General features: G+C 72.8%; 14 protein-coding genes. 6 read left to right on the forward strand and 8 right to left on the reverse strand.

Annotated elements, in window-relative coordinates:
* Positions 1-2,341 (reverse strand): nitrate- and nitrite sensing domain-containing protein (locus ACFWWR_RS16115; RefSeq protein ID WP_384303733.1); only part of this gene is annotated, 2,341 nt, incomplete at its 3' end.
* 60 nt (positions 2,342-2,401) lie between these two features.
* Entirely contained in the window at positions 2,402-3,175 is a 774-nt protein-coding gene (locus tag ACFWWR_RS16120) for an MHYT domain-containing protein (RefSeq protein WP_383876616.1), read from the reverse strand.
* 152 nt (positions 3,176-3,327) lie between these two features.
* Between ACFWWR_RS16120 and ACFWWR_RS16125 the strand changes: the two genes are divergently transcribed.
* Positions 3,328-3,927: a class I SAM-dependent methyltransferase gene (locus ACFWWR_RS16125; RefSeq protein ID WP_383876615.1), complete on the forward strand. Its 600-nt coding sequence runs from the start codon at positions 3,328-3,330 to the stop codon at positions 3,925-3,927.
* A gap of 5 nt (positions 3,928-3,932) precedes the next feature.
* On the opposite strand, the gene ACFWWR_RS16130 is transcribed toward ACFWWR_RS16125, so the two are convergent.
* A complete protein-coding gene (locus tag ACFWWR_RS16130) occupies positions 3,933-4,688 on the reverse strand; it encodes an alpha/beta fold hydrolase (RefSeq protein ID WP_383876613.1) in 756 nt (251 codons plus the stop codon).
* A 129-nt stretch (positions 4,689-4,817) separates the two neighbouring features.
* Positions 4,818-5,723 carry an oxygenase MpaB family protein gene (locus ACFWWR_RS16135; RefSeq protein ID WP_384303736.1) on the reverse strand — a complete coding sequence of 302 codons (906 nt, stop codon included), beginning with the start codon at positions 5,721-5,723 and terminating at the stop codon, positions 4,818-4,820.
* 99 nt (positions 5,724-5,822) lie between these two features.
* Between ACFWWR_RS16135 and ACFWWR_RS16140 the strand changes: the two genes are divergently transcribed.
* Both ACFWWR_RS16140 and ACFWWR_RS16145 read left to right on the forward strand, forming a co-directional pair.
* On the forward strand, positions 5,823-6,119 hold the full coding sequence (locus ACFWWR_RS16140) for a hypothetical protein (RefSeq protein ID WP_383876607.1): 297 nt from the start codon (positions 5,823-5,825) through the stop codon (positions 6,117-6,119).
* 133 nt (positions 6,120-6,252) lie between these two features.
* Positions 6,253-7,119: a hypothetical protein gene (locus ACFWWR_RS16145; protein WP_384303739.1), complete on the forward strand. Its 867-nt coding sequence runs from the start codon at positions 6,253-6,255 to the stop codon at positions 7,117-7,119.
* A gap of 154 nt (positions 7,120-7,273) precedes the next feature.
* On the opposite strand, the gene ACFWWR_RS16150 is transcribed toward ACFWWR_RS16145, so the two are convergent.
* A complete protein-coding gene (locus ACFWWR_RS16150) occupies positions 7,274-7,456 on the reverse strand; it encodes a hypothetical protein (protein WP_383875782.1) in 183 nt (60 codons plus the stop codon).
* A gap of 116 nt (positions 7,457-7,572) precedes the next feature.
* A complete protein-coding gene (locus ACFWWR_RS16155; RefSeq protein ID WP_384303742.1) occupies positions 7,573-8,622 on the reverse strand; it encodes a fatty acid desaturase family protein in 1,050 nt (349 codons plus the stop codon).
* A 249-nt stretch (positions 8,623-8,871) separates the two neighbouring features.
* Between ACFWWR_RS16155 and ACFWWR_RS16160 the strand changes: the two genes are divergently transcribed.
* Positions 8,872-11,727 carry a DEAD/DEAH box helicase gene (locus ACFWWR_RS16160; RefSeq protein ID WP_384303892.1) on the forward strand — a complete coding sequence of 952 codons (2,856 nt, stop codon included), beginning with the start codon at positions 8,872-8,874 and terminating at the stop codon, positions 11,725-11,727.
* Positions 11,724-12,992 carry an SWF or SNF family helicase gene (locus tag ACFWWR_RS16165; protein ID WP_383875786.1) on the forward strand — a complete coding sequence of 423 codons (1,269 nt, stop codon included), beginning with the start codon at positions 11,724-11,726 and terminating at the stop codon, positions 12,990-12,992. The genes ACFWWR_RS16160 and ACFWWR_RS16165 overlap by 4 nt, the downstream gene beginning before the upstream one ends.
* A 149-nt stretch (positions 12,993-13,141) precedes the next feature.
* Here ACFWWR_RS16165 and ACFWWR_RS16170 read toward each other — a convergent pair whose 3' ends face one another.
* Together ACFWWR_RS16170 and xylA are read right to left on the reverse strand one after the other, a co-directional pair.
* Entirely contained in the window at positions 13,142-13,426 is a 285-nt protein-coding gene (locus tag ACFWWR_RS16170; protein WP_383875788.1) for a hypothetical protein, read from the reverse strand.
* A gap of 488 nt (positions 13,427-13,914) precedes the next feature.
* A complete protein-coding gene (gene xylA, locus ACFWWR_RS16175) occupies positions 13,915-15,081 on the reverse strand; it encodes a xylose isomerase (protein ID WP_383875790.1) in 1,167 nt (388 codons plus the stop codon).
* Between the two features lie 117 nt (positions 15,082-15,198).
* Here xylA and xylB point away from each other — a divergent pair, with 117 nt between their 5' ends.
* On the forward strand, positions 15,199-16,644 hold the full coding sequence (gene xylB, locus ACFWWR_RS16180) for a xylulokinase (RefSeq protein WP_383875791.1): 1,446 nt from the start codon (positions 15,199-15,201) through the stop codon (positions 16,642-16,644).
* Positions 16,645-16,703 lie beyond the last annotated feature (59 nt).

Raw genomic sequence — 16,703 nt, forward strand, 5'->3', positions numbered from 1 at the left:
GCCGCCCCGGGCGGGGTGGGGGCCGCGCGTCCGCGGGGGGTGGGGGGGGCGGCGGGGGCGGCGCCCCGGGGGGGCCCGGGGGGGGGGGGGTGCGGGCCGGGCCCCGGCCCACGACCGGTGCCGGTGCCTGTGCCTGTGCCTGTGCCGGCGGGACGAGTGCGGGGCGGTCCGCCGGTGCCGGGACGGATTCCTGGTGCTGGGCGGTGGCGGCCACGCGCGCGAACTCGTGTTCCGCGGGCCGGCCCGCGTCCTCCATCCGACGGGGGGAACGTTCTCCCGCACCGGCGTGGAGCAGGGCTGTGGGCAGCAGGACGACCGCGGTGGTGCCTCCGTAGGGCGAGGTGCGCAGGTGCACCTTGATGCCGTGTCGGGCGGCGAGTCTGCTGACCACGAAGAGGCCGAGCCGGTCGCTGTCGAACAGGTCGAGTGTCTCGGACTGCTCAATGCGCCGGTTGGCCTCGGCGAGGGTGTCCTTGCCCATGCCCAGTCCTCGGTCCTCGACCTCGACGGCGTAGCCGTTGCCGACGGGCTCGCCGGTGACGCGCACGCGCGTGTGGGGTGGCGAGAACTGGGCGGCGTTCTCGATGATCTCGGCCAGGAGGTGGGTGAGGTCGGCGACGGCCGCGCCGACCACGGACGCGTCGGGCAGCTGACGTACCTCCACGCGCGCGTAGTCCTCGACTTCGGAGACGGCCGCGCGCACCACGTTCGTCAGGGAGACCGGCATGCGCCACGCACGGCCGGGGGCCGCGCCGGAGAGGATGATCAGGCTCTCGGCGTGGCGCCGCATGCGGGTGGTGAGGTGGTCGAGCCGGAACAGGTCGCTGAGCTCGTTCGGGTCGTCGGACCGGCGTTCCATGCTGTCGAGCAGGCTCAGCTGGCGGTGGACGAGGACCTGGCTGCGGCGAGCGAGGTTGACGAAGACTCCCGAGATGCCGCTGGCGAGCTCCGCGCGTTCCACGGCGGCCCGCAACGCGGCGCGGTGCACGGTGCTCAGGGCCTCGGCGACCTGGCCGGTCTCGTCCTCCGCGGGCGGTCCGGGCGGGGCCTCGGCCTGGACGTCGATCTCCTCGCCCGCGCGCAGCTTCCCCATGGCGTCGGGGAGTTTGCGGCGGGCGATCTCCAGGGCGCTGTTGCGCAGGCTCACCAGCTCGACGACGAGGCCGCGGCCGATGCGTACGGAGATGACGAGGGAGGCGGCTACGGCGACGAGGCCGAGGAGCACGGCGGCACCGGCGGGAGTGAGCAGGCCTCGGGTGAACGGGTCGGCCCGGTCGGCGACACCACGTCCCGCGTCCTCCTCGATGGTCCGCATGCCGTCCTGCACACGCGCGTGTGCCCCGCTCCAGGCGGCTTCCGGTGCCGCGTCGATCGCGCGGGCGCCCGCGCCGACGGCGAGGATCTTGTCCTCGGTGGCGCCCACGGTGGCGTACGCGCCGCCGTCGGCGAGCCTGTGCCAGGCGGCGCGCTCGGAGCCCCGCAGGTCGGCGACCGCGGACTCGGTGAGGGCGCGGCGTGTGTCGACGGCTCCGGTGAACAGCCGCAGCCGCTCACCGGTAAGGCCCCCGGTCAGGCGCGCACTGGCGAGGACCACGTCCTCCTGGGCCAGCGCCTCGCCCGCGCGGGAGAATTCGAGCAGCACGCGCGCGTCGGATCCGAGTTCGGCGTCCTGGATGCCGGTGAGGGCGCCGCCCACCGCGAAGGCGCTCCCGATGGTCTTCGTGTACCGGCCGTAGGTCTCGTCCCAGCCCGCGCGGCGGTCTAGCACGGCCGTGCGCAGGGAACTCAGTTGTTCGGCGCCGGTGACGAACGCTTCGAGCCGCCGGGCCACTCCGGCGGGCAGTTCCTCGCTGTCGGCGATGGTGTTGGCGTCCCCGAGCCGCAGTTCGGCCACCGCGCGGTCGGTGCGTTCCGCGAGCTTCTTGAGATCGCCGTGCTGCCCGGCCGAGGGGTCGGTCGCGTAGCGGACGGCGGCCGCCCGTTCGGTCTGGAGCGCGGCCACGGCCGCGGCGACGGGGGTCCGGATTCCGGAGTCCACGCGCTGCAACTGCCGTAGGCGGGCGACGTCCTGGGCGGTGGTGACGGTGGCGTACGCCCACAGGGCGAGCAGGGAGACCACCGGCACCATGAGCAGGCAGACGATCTTGGCGCGAACGGTCCGCGGGCGCATCAGCCGGCGTCCCGCGCGCGCGGGCGCGTCCTCCGGTATCGCGGGTATCGCGCCCCCGGGTTCGGCCGGGCCTTCGTCGGCCGGGGGTCCGGCGTGCGCGCGGCGGCCGCGCGCGGGGGGCTGGAGCGGCGTCTCGGCGCCGGCTGTGGGGGTCCTACGCGGTGTACGCATGGCCTCCTCGCTCGGGAGTGGTTCGGACGTGCCGTCCGGACAGTGCGGGATCCGGGGCCGCTAGTGGGCCGCGCCCTCGATCGGCCGCTGGGCGGAGGCGGTGGCCTGGCGCTCCCCCGACGTCGGCGACAGCGCGACGAAGGCCGAGGTCAGGAAGAGGTAGGACCCGAGGCCCACGGCGAGGGGGAAGATGAACTGCATCGCCGTGGCTCCGGGCAGGGCCGCCCCGGAGGGCTCGACGCGCACGCTCACCGCGAACATCCCGGTGTAGTGCATGCTGCTCACGGCCGCCCCCATGATGAGCGAGGCGAGGGTGACGGCGACGGGCGACTTGATGTTGAGGGCCGCCCACAGGGCCGCTGTCGCCGCGACGACGGCGATCAGGACGGAGAGGCCGACGAGCACCGGATCGTAGGTGACGGCGCCGTGCAGCCGTACCGCGGCCATGCCCAGATAGTGCATGCTCGCGACGCCGAGCCCGGTGGTGAGTCCGCCGAGGAAGAGCGCGCGGGTGCGGTCACGGCTGTAGCCGACGGCGAAGACGCCGGCACAGACGACGATCATGGCGACGAGGAGGCTCGCGATCGTGAGCGGCACGTCGTAGCGGATGTCGGTGCCGCCGACGCTGAAGCCGAGCATGGCCACGAAGTGCATGGTCCAGATGCCGGTGCCGATCGCGGAGGCGGCGGTGACGAGCCAGTTGCGGCGCGAGCGCCCGGTGGCGCCGAGCGCGCGGACGGTGCAGCGCAGCCCGAGTGCGGCGCCTGTGCAGGCCATCGCGTACGACAGCACGGGGGTCAGCCACCCCAGGGCGGCGTGGTCCAGGTGTCCCATGACTCCGGGACGCTAGTCGGGGCAGGGGCGTACAAAGAGGGCGCATTTCGAAAGGTGTTGCAATATGGCGCAGAGTTGTACCTGAACGATCGCGTCACGCTCGAACGTGTGCGCCCGGGCGCCATCCCTGTCGGTGAGGGATCATGCGGGACATGAGCGACCACCACACACACGTCCAGGAGTTCTTCGCCGCCCGTGCCGCCGACTGGGACAGCCGGTTCCCCGACGACGGTCCCGTCTATGCCGCCGCGGTCGCGGACCTCGGACTGCGTGAGGGCGATCGCGTGCTCGACGCGGGCTGCGGCACGGGACGGGCCCTGACGCCGCTGCGCGCGGCCGTGGGGCCCTCGGGAGTGGTCGTCGGGGCCGATCTGACCCCGGACATGCTGCAGGCCGCCGTACGGGCCGGACGGGACCGGGACGGGCGGTTGCTGCTCGCCGACGTGACCGCGCTGCCGCTGCGTGCGCGGTCACTGGACGCGGTGTTCGGAGCGGGCCTCATCTCGCACCTGCCCGATCCGGCCGGGAACCTGAGGGAGTTGGCGCGCGTGGTGCGCCCCGGCGGCACGCTGGCCCTGTTCCACCCGATCGGCAGGGCGGCGCTCGCGGCACGCCAGGGCCGGCGGATCACCCCGGACGATCTGCGTGCGGAGCCCGTCCTCCGTCCGCTGCTGGCCGGGGCCGGTTGGCGCCTGACCTCGTACGTCGACCGGGACGACCGGTTCCTGGCCCTGGCCGTCCGCGAGGGCTGACGCCGTCAGCCCTGCCCGGCGACCGCCGCCACGAAGGCGTCGGGGTTGTCGAACATGACGTTGTGCCCGGCGCCGGGTACGGTCACCACGCGCACACCCGCGGCCTCCAGGCCTTTCCTCCCGTCGAGGTCACCGCTGAACTCGCCCTGCAGGTACACGCGGTCGACGGACAGCGCTTCCAGGATCGTGCGCATGACGGGGTCCGATCCGCGCCGCAGCCCGACGGCGCTGCGGTGCAGGGCGCGCGGGTGGGCCAGTCGCATGGTCGCCGCCCACAGGGGGCCGACCTTCTCCAGCACGCGCGCGTACCCGCCGTCGACGAACGCGTCCTCCTCGTAGGAGGCGATATCGCTGCTCCCGGCCGCGGGCGGCGGGGAGGCGTCCAGGTTGGCCTCCGTGAGGACCAGTCGCGAGACGAGGTCCGGCCGCCGATGGGCGAGCACGAGGGCGATCGAGCCGCCCATGCTGTGCCCGATGAGCTCGGCGCCTGTCACGTCGGCCGCGTCCAGTGCCGCCGCCAGGGCGTCGGCGTGGTCCTCCAGCGTGTATCCGAAGTCGTCGGGCCGGTCGCTGATGCCGTGCCCGGGCAGGTCCACGAACAGGCTGCGTCGTCCCGCCAGTTCGGGCCGGGCCGCGATGTGCGCGTGGTACACGGCCGAGACCGCCCCCAGCCCGTGCACGTACACGCGCGCGGGTCCCTCCCCCGGGGTCTCCGTCCACCGGACGCAGTTCCCTTTGCCGTCGAACTCGGCCTGCCTCATAGGACTGCTCTCTCCTTCGACATCGCCGCGGCGCAGGCTCGCCTTCCTCCCCGAGGGCTGAAGATCCCTACCGACGCGGTCTGCTGACCATTGCCCGTGCCACGTCCCGGGCGGCGCGGCACGCTCGGCTCACTCCCCTGAGATGATCGCTGACGGGCCGGTGTGGCGTACCGGGCAGCCCCGCACTCCCGGAACCGGGCGGGTGCCCAGGTCCTCCAGCCGGTAGCCGTTCGGGTATCCCTTGATCTCCCAGTTGTGTCGCGCGTGGTGTGGTGCGCGCCGGGGCGGCAGCAGCCGGACGGCACGGCCGCGGAGCCGGACCGCGCGGCGGACGCCGGCGCGGGTGGCGGCGCTGGGAGGCGGGTAGCGGAAGGCCTTCAGGAGCGAGTCGTCGAGCAGGGCGAGCGTCGTGGTGCGCAGGAGCGGCGCGAGGGGGCGCGGATACCAGGAGGCCATCAGGTCGAGCGTGGCGTCGGAGACCCGTCGTGCCTGCGGGTCCCAGGCGAAGTGGGTCTCTTCGTAGGCGTCGAGGCACGCCTCGAACTGCTCGTAGGTCTCCGGTACGTCCTTGATGCCCATGTGCCGTCCCAGTGTGCGGTGGTGGACGGTGGAGGCGACGATCTCGTGACGCGACAGCCGACGCCAGCCGTAGGCGTCGATCCAGCGCTTGGGCATCACGACGAATGTACAGAGCACGTACCGCATGTCGTCGTCGCTGATGTCGTAGCTGCGATGCATCTGGTTGATGCGACGGATCGCCGTTCGGCCCTCATCGCTGACGAAACCGTGCTCGACCACGGCGTCGAGAAGCAGCGCGGTGTCGTCGTACCGCTTCTGCGTCCGGTCCGTGAGCTCCGCCGTCTCCGCGAGCAGTCGCCCGATGCTCGGCACGGCGTACGTTCGATACAGGGCCAGTTCCAGGGCGCGGGTGAAGTCCCAGGGAAACTCGTACGCCACGGAGAGCCGGTAGACCTCCGTGGCTTCCCTCTCCGGGTCCATCGTCCGTATCCGCGCGAGCCGCTCGAAGCGCTTCACCGCGCCGTCCCCCTTCTGCCGCCGGAGCTCCAACTCTACGTTGGGTAGCGGAAGATGAACGATCAGCCATGGCAACCTCACAGGGGGAAGGTGGTCAGCATGTTCGACAGGGTCCGCAAGTCCGGTGCCAGATTCGTCCACGCACTGCGCGCCGAGCCGGACACCGGCCGGGACACCCGCTCGCACAACCTCTTCGAAGCCGCAGCCGCGTACGTGTCGGCCTGCGCGGAGGACGACCAGGAGCGGATCGACGAGGCCGCCGGCTGGGTGTCGCCGGAGGCGCTGTCCTTCGGGGTGAACGAGTTGGCATGCCGGGCGGTCATCGCGCTCGCCCGGGAGCGCGACGAGTCGCCGCGGACGGTGGCGCGCGCACTTCTGGGGCTTCCGGTGGCCTGACGCGCGGGCGCCGGTGGTCGTTTCGCCCCGTCCGGCCGGAAAACTGCAGCTCCGGTGTGCCGGGGAGTCGTGACAAGCGCCTTCCGGGCGCACTAGGGTGCGCGCCGTTGGACGAACCGATGGGGAGGCTGGGATGGCCGGGACGGACGAGACCACCGTCGCCGCCGCGGACGACGCGCTCTATGTGCTGACGGCGGTGCTGCTGACGCCGGCGAAGTTCCCGAGCGTGCTGGGCGACGACTATCCGGAGGCCTGCGCGGCGCTCGGTCTCGCGCCGCTGGCCGACGGGTACGGCCTGGTGCTCGGCCAGGACGGCGGGGGCGCCCGGTGGACGGTCGTCGTCGACGACGTGTCGCTGGTCGCCGTCGCCATCGCGTCCTGGGACTGCGGCATGGAGCACGATCTGTCGCCCGACGATCGCACGGTCGTCGCCGCCCTGCCGGGCTGGCCGCTCGCGGTCGCCGTCGCGGCTCCGGGCGTGCCGGAGCCGCACGACCCCGACCCCGAGGTCGCGGACGGTCCGCCGCTGACGCCTCCGGACACCACCGTCTGGGGGTCGGCCCAGCGGCGACTGGGCGCCGACGAGATCGCGCTCCAGTGGGCGATCTGGCGTGAGCAGATCGACGACGCCACCTTCGGGAGCCGCGACGCCGTGGGCTCCGGGACCGCAGACGACGAGCCGTCCGAAGACACCGGTGGATCACAGGAAGCCGAGACGGACGTACGCACAGGGCACGGCGGCATCCGGCGTGTCCTCGCGGAGGCCCGCGCCTACGTGGACGCGCCTCCTCCCCTCGGTCGCGTCCGGTCGTCCTTCGCTCCCGGGGACGCGCGGACGCTGCGGGCCGACGGTCCCGGCTGGTCACTCGTGGCCAGGACCGACGACATCGCGTTCGTCCTGCTCGACGACGAGCCCGGCGAGGTCCTGCCGGTGGGCCGGGGTCCGGAGTTGCCGGGCCTCCTGGAGGCGCTCGACAAGATGGCCGTACGCCCGATCTGAGTCCGGCCGGGCGACGACGGGTTCGCGCTGGTCTCCCGGGTGCCATGGGGACGTCCGTCCGCTCGCGGACCATGCCGGTCGGCAGGTCCGCGAGCGGCTCCACGGTGGGGTCCCGCGCACTGGTCGGCTCGGCCGGAGCCGACGCGGTGGTGCGTCAGCGGCCCAGCTCCTTTCGCGTGACGCGGCGCAGCCTGCGCCGCTGTGAGGGGTCCAGCGTGAGGTACGCGGCCGCCGGGACTCCCAGGACGATCAGGAGCGCGGCCCACCAGGGCAGCCAGATCAGCAGGATGAGCCCGACCGCCACACCTCCTGCGGCGATCTTCGCCTTCTTCGACATGTGCCTCGCCTCCTCCGCGGCCAGTGCCGCTCTCTGTCCAGAAAAACGGGTCCGCGCCTCCCGCGGTTCCGAACCGCGACCCTGAGACGTCCCTGAGACATCCCCGACGCGCGCCCCTACTCCGTCCGCAGGGGCTCGCCCACCCGGTGCATGTGGCGCAGAGCCTGTCGGTAGGAGTCGACGAGCCCGGTCTCCGCGTAAGGGATATCCAACTCCCGGCAGTGTGCGCGCACCAGGGGCCGGACGAGCCGCAGATGGGGGCGGGACATGCTGGGGAAGAGGTGGTGCTCGATCTGGTAGTTGAGGCCGCCGAGGAACCAGTCGGTCACCGCGCCGCCGCGGATGTTGCGCGAGGTGAGGACCTGCCGGCGCAGGTGGCCCCACGGTTCGCCGCTCGGGTCCGGCATCTCCATGCCCTTGTGGTTGGGCGCGAAGGACAGCCCCAGGTGCAGGCCGAAGAGGGCCTGGTGGAGGGCCGCGAACGCGAGCGCCTTGCCGGGCGACATGGACGTGAGCAGCAGCGTCGCGTAGCCGAGGAGATGGCTCACCAGGAGCACGGCCTCCACGGACCGCTCCGCGGGCGACTGGCGGCGCAGGTCCCTGAAGCCCTGGACCTTCAGGGCCACGCCTTCGAGGAGGGTGAGCGGGAAGAACAGCCATGCCTGGTTGCGGGTGAGCCAGCGGCTGAAGCCCGTGCGGACCGCCGCCTGCTCACCGGTGAAGACGAGGACGTCGGCGGCGACGTCGGGGTCCTTGTCGATGTGGTTGGGGTTGGCGTGGTGGCGGTTGTGCTTGTGGTTCCACCACGAGTAGCTCATTCCCAGCAGCAGGTTGCCGTGGACGAGGCCGATGAGCCGGGCGGCCGCCTTGTGGCCGGTGATCTGTGAGTGACCGGCGTCGTGGCCGATGAAGGCCGTACGTGCCGAGAACACGGCGAGCAGGGGCGCGAGAAGCAACGTCCACCAGGAGTCACCGATCAGGACGACACCCGTGAGTACGCCGGCGAGGGCGAGCGCGTTGACGGCGATGACCCGCGCGTACCAGCCGTACCGGCGTTCCAGGAGGTTCTGGCTCTTGACCGTGCGCAGGAGGGGCGTGAACTCGCTGCGGCCCGAGGAGGAAAGGAGGGCCTCCCGGGGGTCGGCTTCGACGGCGGTCAGAGACATGGCTGGACTCCGGGGCTCTGAGGAATGGGCTGACCTGACGAAACGTACGGATCGGTGACCCGCCGCGACCATGAGGCAACCCCCCGTGTACGGCCGGGGGACAGCACCGCGCTGGCAGTGGGGTTGACGACACCTCCGCGATAAGTGACTCAGATCACCTTCCGAGCATGCCGAGTGAGCGGCAGCAATGCTGTATCCTCGGCGGCCGACCCAGTAGTCAAATTTGAGGAATTCGGCATCTCCGTGCAGATGATTTCACCGGCACCACCGACCCAGATCTCCGAACTGGCTGGCTGCTGCGCCCTGTTCGTGCCCGGCGACCCGGCTCGCACCGGCCGTGTCGCCTTCTGGCGGACCGACGGCGTCGCCCCTCCCGCCGTGGCGGCGGGGACCGTCGAAGACCTGGCCGTCGTCCTGCCCGGCGACGACGGTGTCGAACGGGTGAGCGTGCCGGCCGTCCTGCTGCCGGTGCGCGCCGCACTGCCGGTACTCACGCGCGCGCGTGCCTGCGAACACGCACATCGCGCGTCCGCGTACTGGGGCGCGGCGGCCGTGCTGGCCCTGCACCTCGCCGCACGCGGACTGCTGTTGCCCGGTCTCTCCCCGAGCGACCACGACGCCTGGCGCACAGGGCCCCTGAGGACGGCGGACGTGGAGCTCATCCGCCGGCTCGCCGCCGCGATGCCGCCCGAGGCTCACGCCGTGCCCCTGGATGGCGCCGGGCCTCTGCGCCTGCCCGACCCGGAGCGGCTGCTGCGCGCCTTCCTGGACGCGGTCGCCGACACACTGCCCCGCTCCCCCGCGGCACCTCTGGCGACCGGCGGGCCCGCCTATGCGGCGCCGGAACCGCAGCACCTGCCCGAGCAGCGCCCGTGGGCCGCCGATGTCGCCGCGGGCCACGACGCGGGCGTACGGCTCTCGCTGCGGATCGAGGTACCCGGCCTGTCCGAGGCTCAGGACGACGCGGTGCTGCCGTTCCGGGCCGTGCTGCAGGTGCACAGCGTGAGCGACCCCACGCTCGTCGCGGACGCCGTCGAGGTGTGGACGGGGACCGGCACGGCGGGCGAGGCGTTCGGCGCGCACGAGCGGATGGACGCCCTGCTCGCGCTCCGCCGCGCTGCCCGCGCCTGGCCACCGCTCGCGCCACTGCTCTCGGCGTCCGTGCCCGACGCCGTCGACCTCGCCGAAGAGGAGGTCACCGATCTCCTCGGAGAGGGAGCCCGCGGCCTCCTCGGCGCCGGAGTCGAGGTGCACTGGCCGAAGGAACTGGCCCGCAAGCTGACGGCCCGCGCGGTGGTCGGTCCGCCGGACGAGGAGGCGGGGCCCGTCAAGATCTCGGCGGACACTCCCTCGTTCCTGTCCGCGGACGCGCTGCTCGCCTTCAACTGGCGGTTCGCGCTGGGCGACCAGCGGCTCTCCCGGGAAGAACTCGACCGGCTCGCCGAGGCCGACCGTCCCGTCGTGCGCCTGCGTGACCAGTGGGTCCTGGTGAACCCCGAGGAGGTGCGCCGCGCCCGCGCCCAGCAGGACCGCAAGGTGACGCCCGTCGACGCCCTGAGCGCCGCCCTGACGGGCTCCACGGAGGTCGACGGCCGCCGGGTCGACGTCCACCCCACGGGCTGGCTGGCGGCGCTGCGGGAGCGCCTCGCGGACCCTGAGGCGCAGGAGCCGGTCGCACAGCCCGCCGCTCTCGCCGCCACGCTGCGGGACTACCAGCGGCGGGGCCTGAGCTGGCTGGCCCGGACGACCTCCCTGGGGCTGGGCTGCTGTCTGGCCGACGACATGGGACTCGGCAAGACCATCACCCTGATCGCGCTGCATCTGCACCGGCAGACCGACGCCGATTCCGCCGGTCCCACGCTCGTGGTGTGTCCGACGTCCCTGATGGGCAACTGGCAGCGCGAGATCGAGAGGTTCGCGCCCGGCACCCCCGTACGCCGTTTCCACGGGTCGCGCCGCAGCCTGGACCATCTGGCCGACGGGGAGTTCGTCCTCACCACGTACGGCACGATGCGCCTGGACGCCCACCGTCTCTGCGAGGTGCCGTGGGGCATGGTCGTGGCGGACGAGGCCCAGCACGTGAAGAACCCGTACTCGGCGACCGCCCGGGAGCTGCGCTCGATCGGCGCACGCGCACGCGTGGCGCTCACCGGCACGCCGGTGGAGAACAACCTGTCGGAGCTGTGGGCGATCCTCGACTGGACGACCCCGGGCCTGCTGGGCCGGCTCGGCACCTTCCGCACGCGATACGCGCAGCCCGTCGAGGGCCGTCAGGACCCGGCAGCCGCGGAGCGGCTCGCCCGGCTCGTACGCCCCTTCCTGCTGCGTCGACGCAAGTCCGATCCGGGGATCGCCCCGGAGCTGCCTCCGAAGACCGAGACCGACCGTGCCGTGTCGCTCACCCGGGAACAGACAGGCCTGTACGAGGCGGTGGTGCGCGAGACCCTGGCGGAGATCGCCGGCGCCGACGACATGGCCCGGCGCGGGCTGATCGTGAAGCTGCTGACCAGCCTGAAGCAGATCTGCAACCACCCGGCGCAGTTCCTCAAGGAGGAGCGGCCGACGATCTCCGGGCGGTCCGGGAAGCTGGAGCTGCTGGACGAACTCCTCGACACCATCCTCTCCGAAGGGGCGAGTGTCCTCGTCTTCACGCAGTACGTGCAGATGGCGCGGATCGTCGAGCGACACCTGGCGGCCCGTGGCACGCCGTCCCAGTTCCTGCACGGCGGCACACCCGTTCACCAGCGGGAGACGATGGTGCGGCGCTTCCAGGACGGTGAGGTCCCCGTCTTCCTGCTGTCGTTGAAGGCTGCGGGCACGGGTCTGAACCTCACCCGGGCCGAGCACGTCGTGCACTACGACCGCTGGTGGAACCCCGCGGTCGAGGCGCAGGCCACCGACCGCGCGTACCGCATCGGCCAGACCCGTCCCGTGCAGGTGCACCGGCTGATCACCGAGGGGACCATCGAGGACCGCATCGCCGACATGCTCGACCGCAAGCGCCAGTTGGCCGACGCGGTACTCGGCGCGGGCGAGGCGGCGCTCACGGAACTGACGGACAAGGAGCTGGCCGATCTGGTCCGACTGCGAGGGGACGCACGATGAGCGAGTACGACGGTGACACGGAGCGCACGTTCGCCGCGCTGCCTCCCGCGCACGGGAGGGGCTTCGCGCAGACGTGGTGGGGCCGGGCCTGGCTGAAGGCACTGGAAGACACGGCACTGGACTCGCAGCAGGTGAAGGCGGGGCGCAGACTCGCGCGCGCGGGAGCCGTCGGCGCGGTGTCGGTGCGCCCGGGACGCATCACCGCGGTCGTGCAGGACCGCGACGGTACCGCCCACCGTGCCGACGTGCTGCTGGCGGAACTGTCGGACGAGCAGTGGGACGGCTTCCTCGACATGACCGTCGAGCGTGCCGGGCACGTGGCGGCGCTGCTGGACCGCGACATGCCGCCACACCTGGTCGAGGACGCGGCCGCGGCCGGCATCGAACTGCTGCCGGGCATCGGCGATCTGGAGCCGGAGTGCGACTGCGACGCCTGGGACCACTGCGGACACACCGCGGCTCTGTGCCACCAGGTGGCGCGGCTGCTGGACCAGGACCCCTTCGTGCTGCTCCTGATGCGGGGCCGTGCCGAACGCGCCCTGCTGGACGACCTGCAGCAACGCAGCGCCACGCCCACCGCGACGGTCGCCGAACCGGCGGGCGTGGACGCGGCGGAGGCGTACGCGGCCGGAGACGTCCTGCCCCCGCTGCCCGCTCCACCCGAACTGCCCGAGGAGGCAGGCGTGCCGTCGGCCCTGGACACCGAGGCCGCGCCCGCACCCGGCATCGATCCGGCAGCCCTGGAGTTCCTGGCCGCCCGGACGGCGGTGGAGGCCCACCGCCTGCTCGGCGAGGCCCTTCGGACCGGCCCCGGATCGCCTGTCGTGGAAGCGGCGCTGACGGCGGCTCAGGACGCGGTCCGCCTGGCCGCGGGCACCCCCGCGAAGGCCGTTCTGGACCGGCTCGCCGACGGGTCCGGGCGCGGCCGGGAGCAACTGGCCCTGGCCGTGCGGGCCTGGCGGCACGGGGGCGCTGCCGCGCTGGCGGTGTGCGAGGAGGAGTGGACCGTGGAAGGCGAAACCCTCGCACGCGTGCGGGCCGTCCTGGACTCGGCCTGGGACGAGGACGAACGGCCGACGCTGCGGGCGAGGGCCAACCGGTGGACGGTCGTCGACGCGCCCAGCCAGGTGCGTCTGGGGCGGGACGGCCGTTGGTGGCCGTATCGGAAGGAGGGCGGTCGCTGGGTGCCCGCCGGTGGGCCGGCCCAGGATCCCGCGACCGCGCTGGCTTCGGCGGAGACCGGTCACGAGGAGGAGACCTCCTGAAGGGATGGAGGGCGCCGTCCCTCGATGCCGCCGCGCGCGTGGGCCACGACGAGCTCACCCTCCGGTCGGATGCCGTACGTGCGGCCGCCACACGGCGTCCGACGTCGGACTGCGGCTGACGTCGGACTGCGGCTGACGTCGGACTGCGGCTAGCGGAGGACGTCGCCGAGTGACGGGAACAGCGATTCGAGATCGCTGGGGAAGTCGCTCGGGAAGTCGCTCGGCAGTTCGGTGGGGAACTGCGACGGCAGCTCGGTCGGCAGACGGCTGGGCAGCTCGGTCGGAAGGCTGAAGGACGGCGAGGCGGAGCCGCTCGTGCTCGCGCCGCTCCCGGGGGGCGCCTTCTCGTCCGGCGAGTCGTCGTTGCCCGACGCCATGAGGACCACCGCGGCGACGGCCACCGCGACCGCGATCACGGCCAGAATGGCGAACAACGGGTTTCGGCGCCTTGCCGGGCCACCGGGCGGCCCCACCGGTTCGCCCGTGGGAGTCATCGGCTGGGTCGACGAGAAACCACCGTGTGAGGAGCCCTCATAGGAAGCCGAGCCACCGTACGGGGTCGGTCCGTGGTGGCCGAAGCCTTCGGGAGGCGGTCCGAAACCGTCGCCCGGGGGCGGCGTGTCACCCGGCGGCCCGGGCGGCTGAGGCGGTACGGGCGGCATGGCCATACCGTCCAGAGTCGCTTCGAACCCGTCACGGCGCGACCCCCGCACGGAAGTTGATACGGCCTCATGCCTTGGACCGCATGATTCCGGAACATTCCGCGCGGGATCGCTCAGAATCCGAGGTCCCTCAGAATCCGAGGTCCCTCAGGAGCCGAGGTCCCTCAGGAGCCGAGGTCACTCAGAATCCGAGGTCCGCAGGGACCGAAGTCCCTCAGGAGCCGAGGTCTCTCAGAAGCCGACGGCACGCGCGCGTGCGTTCAGCCACGTGCCCCCAGCAGGTGGTCCATCGCCAGCTGGTCGAGCCGCTCGAAGCCCATCCCACGCGCGGCGGCCGACTCCACGTCGAAGTCCTCGAAGGCGCCGCGGTCGGCGAGGAGGGACTTCAGGCCGTCAGCCGCGGTGGGCTGTGCCAGCTCGTCCAGACGCGAGGCGCGCAGGGCCTCCTGGACCTCCGGGTCGGCGCGGAAGGCGGCCGTGCGCTCCTTGAGGATGAGGTAGTTGCGCATGCAGCCCGCGGCCGACGCCCACACGCCGTCGAGGTCCTCGGTCCGCGGCGGCTTGAAGTCGAAGTGCAGGGGGCCGTCGTAACCGGCGCTCTCCAGAAGGTCGACCAGCCAGAAGGCCGCGCGCAGGTCGCCGCCGCCGAAGCGCAGGTCCTGGTCGTACTTGATGCCGGACTGGCCGTTGAGGTCGATGTGGAAGAGCTTGCCCGCCCACAGGGCCTGCGCGATGCCGTGCGGGAAGTTCAGGCCGGCCATCTGCTCGTGGCCCACCTCCGGGTTGACGCCGTACAGCTCGGGGCGCTCCAGGCGCTCGATGAACGCCAGCGCGTGGCCGACCGTGGGCAGCAGGATGTCGCCGCGCGGCTCGTTCGGCTTGGGCTCGATGGCGAAGCGCAGGTCGTACCCCTGCTCGGTCACGTACTCGCCGAGGAGGTCGAAGCCCTCCTTCATGCGGTCGAGAGCGACGCGCACGTCCTTGGCGGCACCGGACTCGGCGCCCTCGCGTCCGCCCCAGGCGACGTAGGTCTTGGCGCCCAGCTCGGCCGCCAGGTCGATGTTGCGGATCGTCTTGCGCAGGGCGTAGCGGCGCACGTCGCGGTCGTTCGCGGTGAACGCGCCGTCCTTGAAGACGGGGTGCGTGAAGAGGTTGGTGGTGGCCATCGGCACCTTCATGCCGGTCGCGTCGAGGGCCTCCCGGAAGCGCTTGATGTGCGCCTCGCGCTCGGTGTCCGAGGACCCGAAGGGAATCAGGTCGTCGTCGTGGAAGGTCACGCCGTGGGCGCCGAGCTCGGCCAGGCGCTGCACCGTCTCGACCGGGTCGAGGGCACGCCGCGTGGCGTCGCCGAACGGGTCCCTTCCCTGCCAGCCGACGGTCCACAGGCCGAAGGTGAACCTGTCCTCGGGGGTGGGCTGGTAGTTCATGCCGCGGCTCCTTGCGTGCTGAGACTATTTCGTCATGGCCGTTTACAAATTAGTATGCGAACGCATCTCTGGGAAGACAGACCCCGCAGAGCCGCGGAAAAATTTAGGGAGAGCCCGATGTCAGCAGCCGAGGGTCCGCTCGTCGTCGGCGTGGACACGTCCACGCAGTCCACGAAGGCGCTGGTCGTCGACGCGGCGACCGGCCAGGTCGTCGCGAGCGGCCAGGCACCGCACACCGTGTCCTCCGGGGCGGGGCGCGAGAGCGACCCGCGCCAGTGGTGGGACGCCCTGTGCGAGGCCCTGCGCCAGTGCGGGGACGCGGCCCGCGAGGCGGCCGCGGTGTCCATCGGCGGGCAGCAGCACGGGCTCGTCACACTGGACGCGCGGGGCGAGCCGGTCCGCCCGGCCCTGCTGTGGAACGACGTGCGCTCGGCGCCCCAGGCCCGGCGGCTGACCGAGGAGCTGGGCGGCGCGAAGTTCTGGGCCGAGCGCACCGGGTCCGTGCCGGCCGCCTCCTTCACGGTGACGAAGTGGGCGTGGCTGGCCGAGCACGAGCCGGAGGCCGTCCGGGCGACCAAGGCCGTACGTCTCCCCCACGACTACCTCACCGAGCGCCTCACGGGGCAGGGCACCACCGACCGCGGCGACGCCTCCGGGACCGGCTGGTGGGCGTCGGGTACGGAGTCGTACGACCAGGAGATCCTCGCCCACGTGGGGCTCGATGCCGCCCTGCTGCCCCGGGTGGTCCGGCCCGGTGAGGTGGCCGGCACCCTGCGCGACGGCCACGACCTGCCGTTCTCCAAGGGCACCCTGGTTGCTCCCGGCACCGGCGACAACGCGGCGGCCGCGCTGGGCCTGGGCCTGCGGCCCGGTACGCCGGTGATGAGCCTCGGCACCTCGGGCACGGTGTACGCCGTGTCGAAGCGCCGCCCCGCGGACCCGACCGGCACCGTGGCGGGCTTCGCCGACGCCCACGGGGACTGGCTGCCGCTGGCCTGCACCCTGAACTGCACCCTCGCCGTGGACCGTGTCGCGACCCTGCTGGGCCTCGACCGCGAGGCCGTCGAACCCACCACCGGCGTCACCCTCCTCCCCTACCTGGACGGCGAGCGCACGCCCGCCTTGCCCAACGCCTCGGGGCTGCTGCACGGGCTGCGCCACGACACGACCGGCGGACAGCTCCTGCAGGCCGCGTACGACGGTGCCGTGCACTCGTTGCTCGGCGCACTCGACCTGGTCCTCGACGAGGACGCGGACCGCTCGGCCCCGCTGCTGCTGATCGGCGGCGGCGCCCGGGGCAAGGCCTGGCAGGACACCGTACGGCGACTGTCCGGGCGCCCGGTGCAGGTGCCCGAGGCCAAGGAGCTGGTGGCGCTCGGCGCGGCGGCTCAGGCGGCCGGCCTGCTGACCGGCGAGGACCCGGCCGCGGTCGCCCGGCGCTGGAACACGGCCGCCGGGCCGGTGCTGGACGCCGTCGAGCGGGACGAGGCGGCACTGGCCAGGATCGCCGGGGTACTCTCCGACGCGGCGCCGCTGCTGGAGCGGGGGACGGGAGACCACTGAGGGCGCCCTTGTGACGGGCAGGCGCCCTTCTCGTGGCCATCGGCCGCCCCACCCGCGGG

Origin of the sequence: Streptomyces sp. NPDC058678, from assembly GCF_042714835.1 — a bacterium.
Lineage (GTDB): Bacteria > Actinomycetota > Actinomycetes > Streptomycetales > Streptomycetaceae > Streptomyces.

What these genes read in the sequence shown, in the direction of transcription:
- ACFWWR_RS16130 (WP_383876613.1), bottom strand. Translation starts at nt 4,688, where the DNA reads ATGAGGCAGGCCGAGTTCGACGGCAAAGGGAACTGCGTCCGGTGGACG.
- ACFWWR_RS16125 (WP_383876615.1), top strand. Translation starts at nt 3,328, where the DNA reads ATGAGCGACCACCACACACACGTCCAGGAGTTCTTCGCCGCCCGTGCC.
- xylB (WP_383875791.1), top strand. Translation starts at nt 15,199, where the DNA reads ATGTCAGCAGCCGAGGGTCCGCTCGTCGTCGGCGTGGACACGTCCACG.
- ACFWWR_RS16150 (WP_383875782.1), bottom strand. Translation starts at nt 7,456, where the DNA reads ATGTCGAAGAAGGCGAAGATCGCCGCAGGAGGTGTGGCGGTCGGGCTC.
- xylA (WP_383875790.1), bottom strand. Translation starts at nt 15,081, where the DNA reads ATGAACTACCAGCCCACCCCCGAGGACAGGTTCACCTTCGGCCTGTGG.
- ACFWWR_RS16155 (WP_384303742.1), bottom strand. Translation starts at nt 8,622, where the DNA reads ATGTCTCTGACCGCCGTCGAAGCCGACCCCCGGGAGGCCCTCCTTTCC.
- ACFWWR_RS16145 (WP_384303739.1), top strand. Translation starts at nt 6,253, where the DNA reads ATGGCCGGGACGGACGAGACCACCGTCGCCGCCGCGGACGACGCGCTC.
- ACFWWR_RS16120 (WP_383876616.1), bottom strand. Translation starts at nt 3,175, where the DNA reads ATGGGACACCTGGACCACGCCGCCCTGGGGTGGCTGACCCCCGTGCTG.
- ACFWWR_RS16140 (WP_383876607.1), top strand. Translation starts at nt 5,823, where the DNA reads ATGTTCGACAGGGTCCGCAAGTCCGGTGCCAGATTCGTCCACGCACTG.
- ACFWWR_RS16165 (WP_383875786.1), top strand. Translation starts at nt 11,724, where the DNA reads ATGAGCGAGTACGACGGTGACACGGAGCGCACGTTCGCCGCGCTGCCT.
- ACFWWR_RS16160 (WP_384303892.1), top strand. Translation starts at nt 8,872, where the DNA reads ATGATTTCACCGGCACCACCGACCCAGATCTCCGAACTGGCTGGCTGC.